The sequence below is a fragment of the Vibrio sp. Sgm 5 genome, assembly GCF_026241575.1.
Taxonomy (GTDB): domain Bacteria; phylum Pseudomonadota; class Gammaproteobacteria; order Enterobacterales; family Vibrionaceae; genus Vibrio; species Vibrio jasicida.
In genome coordinates, this window is sequence record NZ_JAPHPY010000041.1 from 1 (window position 1) to 13286 (window position 13286).

Annotated in this window: 12 protein-coding genes, 1 tRNA gene and 1 rRNA gene; 9 read left to right on the plus strand and 5 right to left on the minus strand. The window is 46.2% G+C overall.

The window, feature by feature from the left end:
• Positions 1 to 131: 131 nt before the first annotated feature.
• A 5S ribosomal RNA gene (gene rrf / locus OQJ86_RS19470) occupies positions 132 to 248 on the plus strand.
• 90 nt (positions 249 to 338) lie between these two features.
• Positions 339 to 429, plus strand: a tRNA-Ser gene (locus OQJ86_RS19475).
• A 718-nt stretch (positions 430 to 1147) separates the two neighbouring features.
• On the opposite strand, the gene OQJ86_RS19480 is transcribed toward OQJ86_RS19475, so the two are convergent.
• From OQJ86_RS19480 to hemC, 4 genes are read right to left on the minus strand one after another with little or no spacing between them, the layout of a single operon-like run.
• Entirely contained in the window at positions 1148 to 2329 is a 1182-nt protein-coding gene (locus OQJ86_RS19480; RefSeq protein ID WP_038881550.1) for a heme biosynthesis protein HemY, read from the minus strand.
• Positions 2329 to 3540 carry a uroporphyrinogen-III C-methyltransferase gene (locus OQJ86_RS19485; RefSeq protein ID WP_038872495.1) on the minus strand — a complete coding sequence of 404 codons (1212 nt, stop codon included), beginning with the start codon at positions 3538 to 3540 and terminating at the stop codon, positions 2329 to 2331. Before OQJ86_RS19485 ends, OQJ86_RS19480 begins: the two co-directional genes overlap by 1 nt.
• A gap of 17 nt (positions 3541 to 3557) precedes the next feature.
• Positions 3558 to 4286, minus strand: coding sequence for a uroporphyrinogen-III synthase (locus OQJ86_RS19490; protein ID WP_265989529.1), 729 nt, complete (start codon positions 4284 to 4286; stop codon positions 3558 to 3560).
• A gap of 2 nt (positions 4287 to 4288) precedes the next feature.
• On the minus strand, positions 4289 to 5227 hold the full coding sequence (gene hemC / locus OQJ86_RS19495) for a hydroxymethylbilane synthase (RefSeq protein WP_038872501.1): 939 nt from the start codon (positions 5225 to 5227) through the stop codon (positions 4289 to 4291).
• 347 nt (positions 5228 to 5574) lie between these two features.
• Here hemC and OQJ86_RS19500 point away from each other — a divergent pair, with 347 nt between their 5' ends.
• Complete coding sequence (locus OQJ86_RS19500; RefSeq protein ID WP_038881543.1) at positions 5575 to 8103, plus strand: class I adenylate cyclase; 2529 nt, start codon at positions 5575 to 5577, stop codon at positions 8101 to 8103.
• 74 nt (positions 8104 to 8177) lie between these two features.
• Here OQJ86_RS19500 and cyaY read toward each other — a convergent pair whose 3' ends face one another.
• Positions 8178 to 8492 carry an iron donor protein CyaY gene (gene cyaY / locus OQJ86_RS19505; RefSeq protein ID WP_038872506.1) on the minus strand — a complete coding sequence of 105 codons (315 nt, stop codon included), beginning with the start codon at positions 8490 to 8492 and terminating at the stop codon, positions 8178 to 8180.
• Positions 8493 to 8566: 74 nt separating this feature from the next.
• Between cyaY and lptM the strand changes: the two genes are divergently transcribed.
• The 6 genes from lptM to yigB all read left to right on the plus strand — a co-directional run bounded on the left by lptM (position 8567) and on the right by yigB (position 13200).
• Entirely contained in the window at positions 8567 to 8683 is a 117-nt protein-coding gene (gene lptM / locus OQJ86_RS26645; RefSeq protein ID WP_005533626.1) for an LPS translocon maturation chaperone LptM, read from the plus strand.
• A 61-nt stretch (positions 8684 to 8744) separates the two neighbouring features.
• The gene (gene lysA / locus OQJ86_RS19515) at positions 8745 to 9998 is read left to right on the plus strand and encodes a diaminopimelate decarboxylase (protein ID WP_038881541.1); all 1254 of its coding nucleotides are present in this window, start codon (positions 8745 to 8747) and stop codon (positions 9996 to 9998) included.
• A 10-nt stretch (positions 9999 to 10008) separates the two neighbouring features.
• Entirely contained in the window at positions 10009 to 10839 is an 831-nt protein-coding gene (dapF, locus tag OQJ86_RS19520; protein WP_038872510.1) for a diaminopimelate epimerase, read from the plus strand.
• Entirely contained in the window at positions 10833 to 11564 is a 732-nt protein-coding gene (locus OQJ86_RS19525; RefSeq protein ID WP_039977283.1) for a DUF484 family protein, read from the plus strand. Before dapF ends, OQJ86_RS19525 begins: the two co-directional genes overlap by 7 nt.
• Positions 11530 to 12471 (plus strand): tyrosine recombinase XerC, encoded by a 942-nt coding sequence (gene xerC, locus OQJ86_RS19530; RefSeq protein ID WP_038881538.1) that lies wholly within the window; start codon positions 11530 to 11532, stop codon positions 12469 to 12471. The genes OQJ86_RS19525 and xerC overlap by 35 nt, the downstream gene beginning before the upstream one ends.
• 12 nt (positions 12472 to 12483) lie before the next feature.
• Positions 12484 to 13200 carry a 5-amino-6-(5-phospho-D-ribitylamino)uracil phosphatase YigB gene (gene yigB, locus OQJ86_RS19535; protein WP_038872515.1) on the plus strand — a complete coding sequence of 239 codons (717 nt, stop codon included), beginning with the start codon at positions 12484 to 12486 and terminating at the stop codon, positions 13198 to 13200.
• Positions 13201 to 13286: the final 86 nt, after the last annotated feature.

The window sequence follows — 13286 nt, forward strand, 5'->3', positions numbered from 1 at the left end:
GAGCTAACCTGTACTAATTGCCCGTGAGGCTTAACCATACAACACCCAAGGGGTTTTGATGGACTCAATACAAGAACGATTGAATGTGTATAAATAGAACTTAAAATCAGTTTTCCGGATTAAAGAATTTGCTTGGCGACCATAGCGATTTGGACCCACCTGACTTCCATTCCGAACTCAGAAGTGAAACGAATTAGCGCCGATGGTAGTGTGGGGTTTCCCCATGTGAGAGTAGGACATCGCCAGGCTTGCTTACTGTTTTTAGATTTTAAAAAATCTAAAGGCAAAACTGAGATTTAGCATTATTTAAGTAAGACTAAGTTTTAGTAACAATTTGTGGAGAGATGGCTGAGTGGTTGAAAGCACCGGTCTTGAAAACCGGCGTACGTTAATAGCGTACCTAGGGTTCAAATCCCTATCTCTCCGCCACTATTAAGAAGCCTCGCTAGAAATAGCGAGGCTTTTTTCATTTCTGATGCTTGGAAATAACTTAAAGTATTTGAATTAACCTCTTAGCCAAACATTAGCACCGATAACAACGATAACAGTTAATTACTCTTTTATTATTCAATACCGAATAAACCTTTCTAGAACATCTAACCACTCTCTGAATATCTATAGAAGTTTGTTAAGCCTGCTTGTCGTACCCCTATTGATACAGGGCTTTTGTTAACAGAAGTGCGTTTCTATTCGCTATTGTCTTCAATGTGAGTTAGCGCTTTTAAGCGGCCTCTGACTTACTGCTGATTAATATGACTACTTTGCTTTAGCTTTTACAATAAACGTTATTTAAGCGTTGTATGGAACTTTCCTCCATCGAGCTGAGTACATAACGTCAGATAGCTCATGTACTCGTATATTCTCTATATCTATCCAATATAGTTATGTTCTGCGAGTGTCGAACTGTCTTCCTAGATATTAAGGTTCAACAAATCTGCTTTGCAGAAAATGATTGAAGTAGCTTCACTTGGTTATCAATGAGATAAGGAAGTCTCGTGGGTATGAGTGACAAAAGCCATCGGTGATGGAGTCTCGTTGCTTTTAGGTGGTAGAGGAACGTTCACGTTGAAACTATGAAGGGTTTTGATAAATTGCAGGTAATAAAAAAGCCGACAGTAAACTGTCGGCTTTCTACTTTCTGAGCCGCTTAGTTGTTTTGAACTAGCGTTAGAGCTTTACGAGAGACTTCGTGAGCCGCTTTAGTTAGGTTTTGCTTCTCTAGTGTGTCTGCTAGGTAAGCATAGTCAGAAACGTCTGAGCGAAGCTTTAGCGCAACTTCGAAATGTTCTTGTGCTTCTTGCCATTTCTCTTGGCGGAAGAAGAAGTGTGCCAATGCACTTTGTGCTGCTGCATTTTCTGGTTCACGTTTCAAGACACCTTCAAGGAAAACAATCACTGGGTGGCTATCTGGTAGGTTTAGCTCTGGCAGTAATTGGTATAGTTCAGGTGTTGGGCTCTTCTTCAGTGCTTCTTTGATCACAGTGAAGGCTTCGGCATCTGCTTTGCGTGAGATGAGCTCGTGAGCAAAACAACCGATCAGGTGAGCGTCTTGTTTTACCTTACGTGGCAGACTGTTCCAGTGTGAGATAAGACCTTCGCTACCTTGTTGCTGAGCCACTTCGTGTAGCAAACCACATTGAGCTTTCTGAATTAGCCCTGCTTGCTCTTCTTCTGTGATCAGTTTGGCTTTACTTAGTTGAGGCATTAGATCGATCAGTGGTTGCCATAGCTTAAGCTGCATGTAAGTAGTCTTTTGCAGGTTAAGAACAATCGAGTTATTCGCGTACTGGCCTTTTAGTGCTTGTAACGTATCGAATGCAGACTCGAACTCGTTATCACGAATGAACTGTTTCGCGCGAGTCAACTCTACTGCTAAGTGCGCATTCTCTTGTTGGCTTGCTAGCTCTAGGTACTGGTCACGCTTTGTTTTGTCACCTTGACCCTGCGCAGCTTCTGACGCTACTAGGTAGCAAAGCAACGGCATGTCGTGATGGTTTGCCCAGCGTGTCACTTTCTTCTCGGCACCTTTCCAGTCCCCTTCAAGTAGCTTGATGATGCCCTCGTTGGTGTAACGACGAGAACGGCGCATTTTACGGACGCTAAAGTAGTTCCAAGTGCTTGAGCTTGCGTAAACCAGTTTCTTGACGACATATTCCAATAGGAACAATGCAGCCAGTGCGGCAATCACAAAAATCACTAGGGTAGTGACACTCATCTCAATGGTTTTATTGGCAATTGAGATCAGGACATAGCCTTGTTGGCCTGAGAATTGAGTGCCAACGAATAGACCGGCACCAAGAACAACAAATAGGAAAATAAGACGAACCATTACTTATCCTCCGTACCTGTCATTGTGGTTACTTCACGACGTAAGCGCTCGCGAATGACATCTGATAGCTGGTTTTGACTTTCTAGTTTCGCTGGGTATTCAACTTCGATGTCTTGTTTACTCAACTGGCTCAATGATTTGTTGAACTCTTTAACTGAATTATCATCTTGGTTGAAGAATGCCATTGCCCATTTGTCCGCGGTTTCCAAAGAGGTGGTGTATATTTCCCCTTGTTCTTGGTAAACCGATTTAATCGCTGTTTCGATCTTGGCTTTGATGTTCTCTTTCAAGTAGAAGTGTTGTTGTGGTGAGAGCAACGGAATCACATTGCCATCACGTGTACGGAAGGTAATGAAGTTCTCTGAGAAGTCTTTTAGTGAGGTCATCAGGTTATCTTGCCAGTTTGCAATATCTTCTGATACTTGTTGCTTCTCAACCGCTGCAGCTTCAGGTAGTAATGCATTTGCGAGAGGCAGTTTGTCTACTTGCTGTTGTAGTGCCGTTAAACGCAATACTAGGCCATCACGGTCAACTAGTGGCACAACACGTAGTTTAGTGATGTCGTTTGCCATTGCTTTACGCAAACCTACAAGGCTGGGATCGTTTAGCGCTGCGATACGCTGGTCTGCGCTTTCCATCAATTGAGTAGCACTTTCTACATCATGCTCTAAAAACAGCTTACGACCAGCCAGTTTTACTAGATAGTCGGCTTCTGCTAACAGCCAATCGTTTGGGCGACGGCCTTTCACGTCGGCCACTGCCAATTGTAGGCTTTCAATACTTTTTCGTTGCTGACCAAGAACCACTTCAGCTTTGTGCGTTGCTGTCGTCGCTTTTTCAATAGTTTCTTCTTTTACTTGGTTTAGCTCTTGTTTCATTGCTGATTGAGCCTGCTCTAGTTGGCTCTGAAGCTGAGCGATCTGAGTTTGGTATTCTGATTGCTGTTCGAGCATTTTGTATGTCAAACCACCACCAAAAATAAGTGATAAGACGATAGCCACAGTACCCAGCTTCACGCCGCGTTTGCCTTGCTTCTCTTCAAATTCAACTTTGTTTGGTTCTGCTGGTTTGGTTGGTTCAGCAGGCTTTGAGTCTACCTTTTTAGGCTCAGATTCTTGTTGCGGTGTGTCTTTTTCAGCTAGCGGTGCCGATGCAGTTTGTTCGGAAAGGTTTTTATCGTTATTTTTTTGGTCGTTATTTTTACTTGTCATGCCTATATCCTGTGTAGCTAGGGCTGGAGAGCAGCCAGTAATTCTTGGTTGGATGCACTTCCTGTACATCTGACCTGAGAGAAGCCCCTTTGAATTGCGATGTCAGCGATGCGCTGACTGGGGATATACAACTCTTGTTGATTAAGCCAAACCAATTGTTCTGACGTCAATTGGTTGCACAAATAATCCAGTTGTTCACCACTGGTGACGATTATCTGGTCGATTTGTTGGTTTTTCCATAATGAGACACAGCTTACTGGATCGAATGGGATAAATTCTCTCTTATAAGTCTCACTATAGTTAACTTTTGCTCCGCGTCTCACCAATGCATCTTTAATCAGTTCCCTTCCTCCGTTGCCACGAAGGATTAGAACTGTTTGTTTTTCTACATTGTTTAGTTCGGGAAGCTGCAACAAGTGCTCACTATCACTGACTTGTGGATAGTGTACTTTCTGTTGAGTGCATTTGCTCAAATAGTGTGCTGTTTTTTGACCAACGGCAAGGTATATAGCCTGCTTGGGCCATGATTTAGCGTTGTTCTCTAAGATTTTCTCTGCGCATCGCACCGCATGTTGGCTGACTGCAATAATAATTTGCGCATTTTCGATGTATTTGGAGAGGTGCGTATCGCTGAGATCGGCAACGATGTCGATCAATGGATGATGGATTGCAGTAATGCCGTGCCTTTCGAGCAGAGAGCAAAGCGCGATGCCTTGCTCTCCCGGCCGAGTGACCAACACTGCCATGATTATTCGTGGTCTGCGTACAGCTTGGTTAGTATGTCGCGTGCACCGCCTTCAAGTAGCTCGTTAGCCAATTGAACGCCTAGTGCTTCGGCATCGTTGCGGTGACCACGAATTTCACCACGTACAATTAAGCTACCATCAGGCTCGCCAACCAGTGCGCGTAGCCAAATGTTGTCACCGTCAAGCAGTGAGTAACTGCCGATTGGCACCTGACAACCGCCTTCAAGGGTCAGGTTCATCGCACGCTCACAACGTACGCGATCTGCCGTATCTTGGTGGTTTAGTGGCTCAAGTAGTTTAAGTAGACGTTCGTCATCCACACGACACTCAATACCTACAGCACCTTGGCCTACCGCCGGCAGCGATTGCTCTGGCTCGATAAAGCTACGAATGCGCTCTTCTAGCTCAAGGCGCTTCAGACCTGCTGCGGCAAGAATGATGGCGTCGTATTCCCCTGCATCTAGCTTACCTAGGCGAGTGCCTACGTTGCCACGTAATTCTTTGATAACTAGGTCTGGGCGGTATTCTTTTAGCTGACACTGACGACGCAGGCTACAAGTACCTACAACTGCGCCTTGTGGCAGCTCATCAATGTTATTGTAAGTGTTAGAAACGAATGCATCACGTGGGTCTTCACGTTCACAAATCGTCACCAAACCAAGACCTTCAGGGAAGTCTACTGGTACATCTTTCATTGAGTGCACCGCAAGGTCCGCACGACCTTCAAGCATCGCCACTTCTAACTCTTTAACGAACAAGCCTTTACCACCAACTTTTGCTAGCGGCGTATCCAAAATGATGTCGCCTTTGGTCACCATAGTGACGAGTTCTACCTCAAGACCTGGATGAGCGGCTTGAAGTGCGTCTTTTACAAAGTGTGCTTGCCATAGAGCAAGAGGGCTTTTTCGAGTTGCAATGCGAATTGGCGTGGATTGTGTCATGGTCTTCTCAATGCTGTTTAAGTTTTGCTTAATCGTAACACTCAACGCCTGAAAATCTTAATGTTAGTTAGGCTTCTCTTGGTGTCATGAATGGAATTACATTGCATTATGGAAATAGTGTGACTGGATTCTCATTTAGACTAAGGACTATTATTAGTTAGAGGCGAATACGAGCGACACTACTGCGCTATCAATTTTGCGACTAGTGTGGGGTTTTGAAACCGCAACTATTTGCGGGTGGAAATCTTTACCAACTCTGATGAAAGTGTTAAATTGATCACGTTTTTAGACCTTTTTGGTTTAAAACATCAGCAGATTTTCGTGATTGTTCAACCAAGGAACTTCCCTTGCAGGCTTACACCCAAAAACTTATTCAGCGACTAGATAACCTGAACCAGCAACGGATCGACCGTGCGCTGGCGCTTATGGATTCGCAAAGCCAGCAAGTCTTCCACTTGATTCCTGCCTTGTTGAACTACAACCATCCTGTTATTCCTGGCTACTACGATGCTGACGTACCTTATGGTGTGTTTGGTCTAGAGCTGAACGAACTCCAACAACGATTCCTTGATGATACTCAACTGACGATTGGGCAAGCGCTTAAGACAGCAGAGCTACCCGCGATCTTAGGTTTGTACACTATGGGCAGTACCTCTTCTATTGGTCAAAGTACTTCAAGTGATTTGGATATTTGGGTGTGTATCTCACCGGAGATGGATAACGACCAACGCGAGCTGCTGACCAATAAATGCTTGCTGATCACCGACTGGGCTCAAAGCCAAGGTGTGGAAGCGAACTTCTTCTTAATGGATGAAGAGCGTTTTCGTAGCAACCATTCTGAAGAGATGACTGGCGATAACTGTGGTTCTTCTCAGCATTTATTATTGCTGGATGAATTCTACCGTTCTGCAGTACGTCTGGCTGGACAGCGTTTGTTGTGGCAAATCGTGCCACCAGAAATGGAAGAGTGTTACGACGAGTACGTTGCACAGCTTTGTAAAGATGGCTATATCAATTGTGATGAGTGGATCAACTTTGGTCAGCTTAACCGCATTCCTGCTGAAGAGTACTTTGGCTCGAACTTGTGGCAGCTGTATAAGAGTATCGATTCTCCTTACAAATCCGTGTTGAAAGCGATCTTGCTTGAAGCTTACTCGTGGGAATACCCGCACACACAGCTTCTTAGCATCGACACTAAACGTCGCTTCTTTGCCCATGAGCCTGACTTGTACGGCATGGATGCATATTACTTGATGCTAGAGAAAGTAACGCGTTACCTAGAGCGAATCCAAGACGACACACGTTTGGATTTAGTTCGCCGCTGTTTCTACCTTAAAACCCATGAAAAGCTGTCTCGTGAACCTGATGTAGGTTCTGTAGCGTGGCGCCGTGAAGCCTTAAGCGACATGATTGCGAAATGGCATTGGGATGAATCGGTACTGGCAGAGCTCGATGACCGCCGTAACTGGAAAGTTGAACAAGTGAAAGTAGTGCACCATTCGCTACTGGATGCTTTGATGCAAAGCTACCGTAACTTGATTCAGTTTGCGCGTCGAAACGATATTACCTCTGCGATCAGCCCGCAAGATATCAGCATTCTTGCGCGTAAGCTGTACGCGGCATTTGAAGTCCTGCCGGGCAAAGTTACCTTACTTAACCCGCAGATCTCTCCAGATCTTCATGAGCCAGACTTGAGTTTCATCGAAGTAAAAGAAGGTGGAGTGAACAAGTCAGGTTGGTACTTATACAAGCAGCCTTTGATTGCACACCGTATTCTTGGTCAGCCTTGCCTTGAGCACCATGAGTATTTGAGTAAGTTGGTTTCTTGGGCGTTCTTCAACGGTTTGATTACCGAGTCAACGCGTTTGCACGCGGTGGTGCGTGAGGCGCAGTTAGACATCGATAAGTTCTACCAAATGGTGAGTGACCTACGTAACACCTTCTCGTTACGCAAGCGTCGCCCAACCATGCAAGCGTTGGGTAGTCCGTGTGAAATTAGTCAGATGGCGATGTTCATCAACTTTGAAAATGACCCAACGGCAGAGCTGTCTGGCCGCTCACTCAAAGTGGATGTGAAGAACACCGATATCTTCAGCTTTGGTCCTGAACAAATTAACTTGGTCGGCAGTGTTGATTTAGTTTATCGCAACTCATGGCACGAAGTGCGTACACTGCACTTCAAAGGTGAAACCGCGATGTTGGATGCATTGAAGACCATTCTTGGCAAAATGCACCAAGACGCGATTCCGCCAGAGTCGGTGGATGTATTCTGTTACGCGAAGAACATGCGTGGCGTGATGCGTAATATGGTTTACCAACTATTAGCTGAGTGTATCGACTTACGTTTGAAGCCTGTTGAGCAAGAGAAACGCCGTCGCTTTAAAGCCATACGTCTTGCCAACCAAACTTATGGTTTGTTCTTTGAGCGTCGTGGCGTATCGGTTCAGAAACTCGAGAACTCAGTTGATTTCTACCGCAGCATTTCAACCAACAAGCTGAAAGGTTCGCCGCTGTTGATGCTGGATCGTGAGCAAGAGTACCAGCTACCAGAAGTCGTAGATGGCTTTGCGAGTGAAGGTTTAGTGCAGTTCTTCTTTGAAGACACTGACGATGGTTTCAACATCTACGTATTAGATGAGTCAAACCAAGTTGAGGTTTACCACCAATTCAGTGGTTCGAAAGATGAAATGATTGCGTCAGTGAACAGCTTCTACACCTCGGTGAAAGATGACAGTCGTGTATCGTCAAAGTTCATTAACTTTAATTTGCCGCAGTACTACCAAATCATTCATCCGGAAGAAGGGAATACCTACATTATCCCTTACCGTAATGATGGCTGTACGCCAACTCGTCCAACTAAAGCGGTAAATGCGTAAAACGAATAATAAAAAGAGCACCTCGGTGCTCTTTTTTTGTTTAGGTGACTGGTCGTCACAAATACTCATTTGGCTTATGGCCAATCAATGGTTTCGCCAGCGTGCTTTTCACACTCTTCTTTCACCATTTCAAACAGTTCCATGCCTGTTTTTGAGCAAGTCCATTTGTTCTCGAGTAGCTTGAAATGGAAGCCACCAGATTTCGACGCTAACCAAATCTCATGCATTGGTTCTTGGCGGTTAATGATGATTTGGCTGCGGTCTTCAAATTCTAATGTCATTACGTTGCCAGTGACTTCGTAATCAATGTCTGCGCCTGATTCATCGATGGATTCTTCGATGATTTGCATCTGTGCGTCCACCAGTTGATGAAATTCAGTATCGTTCATCCGTCTATCCTATTGCTTTTCCTGAGTGTGGTGCGATTATAGGGGGCATTGGTTTAATAATCACGATATGCAAAATGAAAAAACTACTTACTGTGTTGTTTGTGATGGTTGCAGCGACACTGGCCGGTTGCGGCCAATCAGGCTCACTTTACATCCCAGATGACGCTCAACAAAACGAGCAGTCACAATAATCAGCCACACCTTAGGGTGAAAACAGGGTTTAGCAGTCGAATTAATTAAGGGAAGCGAATTTTGGATTACTTCAACTATCAGGATGATGGCCAGCTTTGGGCCGAAGACGTCTCACTCCACGATCTTGCCGAGCAGCATGGCACTCCTCTTTATGTTTACTCACGTGCAACGCTAGAGCGTCACTGGAATGCGTTTGATAGCGCTGTGGGTCAGCATCCTCATCTTGTTTGTTATGCAGTAAAAGCAAACTCCAACCTTGGCGTATTGAATGCACTGGCTCGCTTAGGCTCAGGCTTTGATATTGTATCGGGTGGTGAGCTTGAGCGTGTTATCGCGGCTGGCGGTGATGCGAAGAAGGTTGTGTTCTCAGGCGTTGGTAAAACGCCGGCAGAAATGAAACGCGCACTGGAGTTGGGTATTAAATGCTTCAACGTGGAATCAGAACCTGAGCTAGAGCGCTTGAACAAAGTCGCGGGCGAGCTAGGTGTGGTTGCACCGATTTCTCTACGAATTAACCCTGACGTAGATGCAAAAACGCATCCTTACATTTCGACTGGTCTGCGTGACAACAAGTTTGGCATCGCTTTTGACCGTGCTCCGGCAGTATATAAATTTGCTCAGAGCCTACCAAATCTCAATGTGCAAGGCATCGACTGCCACATTGGTTCTCAGCTGACTGAGATTGAACCTTTCATTGACGCTACAGACCGTCTATTGGCTCTGATTGATGACCTGAAAGCACAAGGCATCAACATCCGTCATCTGGACGTTGGTGGTGGTCTAGGCGTGGTATATCGCGATGAATTGCCACCACAGCCTTCGGATTACGCGAAAGCGTTGCTAAGCCGATTAGAGAACCACCAAGAGCTAGAGCTGATCTTCGAACCAGGTCGTGCGATTGCAGCGAATGCGGGTATTTTGTTAACGCGCGTGGAATTCCTAAAACACACTGAGCACAAAAACTTTGCCATTATTGATGCGGCAATGAACGATTTGATGCGTCCAGCACTTTACCAAGCATGGCAAGATATCGTGCCAGTCTCACCACGAGCAGGTGAAGCACAAACTTACGATTTGGTGGGGCCTATCTGTGAAACTGGCGATTTCTTGGGCAAAGATCGAGCACTAGTACTGCAAGAAGGTGATCTACTCGCGGTTCGCTCTGCTGGCGCCTATGGTTTTGTGATGTCTTCGAACTACAATACGCGTACCCGAGCGGCGGAAGTAATGGTGGATGGTAACCAAAGCCATCTTGTTCGCCAGCGTGAGGAGCTGACCAGTTTGTGGCAGCTGGAACAGATTCTACCGGAGTAACACACAACAAATGCATTTCCACTTTTCCAAAATGCACGGTTTGGGCAACGACTTTATGGTCGTCGACTGCATTACCCAAAACGTGTTTTTCTCCCAAGACTTGATCCGTCGTTTGGCGGATCGTCACACGGGCGTTGGCTTTGACCAACTGCTCGTGGTTGAAGCGCCGTATGATCCAGAAACCGACTTCCACTACCGCATTTTTAATGCCGATGGTAGTGAAGTTGAGCAGTGTGGTAATGGCGCTCGTTGTTTTGCGCGTTTTGTGCGTTTGAAAGGACTGACCAATCGATACAGCATTAGTGTTAGTACCAAGAAAGGTAAGATGATTCTTGATGTTGAAGACGATGGTGATGTAACGGTAAATATGGGCGTGCCTGAATTTGAACCAAGCAAGATCCCTTTCAAAGCGAAGCAAAAAGAGAAAACCTACATCATGCGAGCAGGTGAAAAAACCTTGTTCTGCGGTGCCGTAAGCATGGGCAACCCTCATGTTGTGACGGTGGTTGATGATGTTGATACGGCTGAGGTGGAAGCGCTTGGTCCATTGCTTGAGTCACATGAACGCTTCCCTGAGCGTGTGAATGCAGGCTTTATGCAGGTAGTGGATCGCAACAACATCCGTTTGCGTGTGTATGAACGTGGTGCGGGTGAAACCCAAGCTTGTGGTAGTGGGGCTTGTGGTGCCGTTGCGGTTGGCATTTTGCAAGGTCTTCTGGACGAGAACGTGAAAGTTTCCCTTCCGGGTGGTGACCTACGCATCTCTTGGCAAGGGCCAGGCAAACCATTATTTATGACCGGTCCTGCAACGCACGTATTTGATGGTCAATTGTCGTGCTAGTTGAAGAGCAAGAGAGTCAAGTCTCAGAAGTTGAAGCGGATGCTCTGACGGCGGAAGTCGTTGCGCAGTACTTAAAAGACCATCCAGATTTCTTTGTTCAGCGTCCTGAACTGATCGACCGTTTATCGATGCCGCATGTTGATTTGGGCACAGTTTCTTTGGTTCATATTCAAATGAACCGTCAGCGTCAGCGTATTGAAGAACTGGAAGAAGAGATCACGACACTGATGTCGTTGGCGGCAAATAACGATCGTACCTTCTACGAATTCATGGATTTGCAAGGGCAAATCCTCAAGTGCGGTGACTTCAAGCAGGTCATCAATGCCATTGAACTCAAAGCCAAAGATCTTGGTTTGAAGGCGTATGTGCGCCTATTGAGCCAGTGTGATGCTGCGACTCAATTGAGTAAGGAAAGCTACCAACGTTTTGCTACCAATCACTTAAACGGAAAAGACGCTTACTTAGGCCGTTTACGTAAAGTGGATCGCGAGGCGTTGTTTGGGAATATGGATGTTCCAGAAATGGGTTCCTATGTGGTGTTGCCACTCGTGAAAAAGCAGACACTTGGTGTGCTCGCTTTTTCTAGTGAAGATGGTGGTCACTTCCAACCAGATATGGACACCTTGTTTTTGCGTCACCTATCATTAGTAGTGGCACATCTCGCTCAAACATTGGTATGGCAAAGTCACCATGACGACAACTCCCAACACTCCTCTGCCAAATAGTCTTCAAAAGCCTCTTGAACGCTTCTACGAGTTCCTGCGAAGCGAAAAGGGGCTTAGCCTGCACACCCAACGCAACTACAAACAACAATTGGAAACCATGGCTCACCACTTGGCTGAGATGGGGTTGAAAGATTGGTCGCAAGTCGATGCGGGTTGGGTGCGTCAATTGGCAGGTAAAGGCATGCGTGAAGGCATGAAAGCCAGCAGCTTAGCGACGCGCTTATCTTCTCTACGCAGCTTTTTCGATTTCCTGATCCTACGTGGAGAAATGTCAGCGAACCCAGCCAAAGGGGTTTCGGCGCCACGTAAGAAACGTCCACTACCAAAGAACCTCGATGTGGATGAAGTAAACCAATTGCTTGAAGTTAACGAGGACGACCCGTTAGCGGTGCGCGATCGCGCCATGATGGAGCTAATGTACGGCGCTGGTCTGCGTTTGGCCGAGTTGGTCAGCATTGATGTTCGTCATGTTCAATTGCGCAGTGGAGAGTTGCGTGTGATTGGTAAAGGCGACAAAGAACGTAAAGTCCCGTTCTCTGGTATGGCAACAGAATGGGTCGGTAAGTGGTTGCGTGTGCGTGGTGATTTAGCTGCGCCGGGTGAGCCAGCGTTGTTTGTGTCTAAGCTGGGTACGCGAATCTCGCATCGCAGCGTGCAAAAGCGCATGGCGGAGTGGGGGCAGAAGCAATCTGTCGCGAGCCACATCAGCCCGCACAAACTGCGTCACTCGTTTGCGACCCACATGTTGGAATCGAGCAATAACTTACGTGCGGTGCAAGAGTTATTGGGGCACGAAAACATCTCCACCACCCAAATCTATACCCACTTGGATTTCCAACATTTAGCGCAAGCTTATGATCAGGCGCATCCAAGAGCGCGTAAGAGAAACGACGACAAGTCGGATTAATCAAGGAATCCCATGAAATTCTACCGCCGTATTGCGCCTGTAAAGGCGATGACGTTTGACCTTGATGACACTCTCTATGACAACTACCCAGTGATAGTTCGTATGGAGCGTGAGTTATTATCTTGGCTTCAACACTATCATCCGGCGGTCGCTCATATGGATAAAGCCGATTGGTTTGCACTCAAGCAACGTGTCGTGCAGCTACAACCTGAGCTGAAGAGTGACGTCACTTTGTGGCGTTTAATGCAGCTCAAGCAAGCCTTCTCCCAAGTGGGTTACGATAACGAAGCGTCCCATGCCGCAGCGCAAGCCGCAGTAGAGGTTGCTTTAGATTGGCGTAACCGTTTTGAAGTACCACAGCAAAGCCTCGATGTACTTGCTGAACTGGGGCAAGAAATCCCGCTGGTAGCAATCACCAACGGCAATGTGGATTTAGATCGAATTGGTCTAACGCCTTATTTCCAACAAGTACTGAAAGCAGGGCCGGATGGTCGTGCGAAGCCGGCGCCGGATATGTTCAGTAAAGCACAGCGGTTTCTGGATTTGCCAAGTGAACATATTCTTCATGTCGGTGACCACTTAGTAACAGATGTTCAAGGCGCGAAACTCGCGGGTTTTGCCGCATGCTGGTTTAATGATATGAATAAAAATGTCATTACTCAGGCAAAAACGCGAACGTTACCTGACATTGAAATCAATAACTTGCAGTCGTTACTCGCGCTTTTGTAATCGCTTTCGCATTAATCCATTCAATCTTAATTCTGACCCTAGAAAAGCCGCCTAAAGCCACGTAAATTACTCTCATCAAAGTAAAA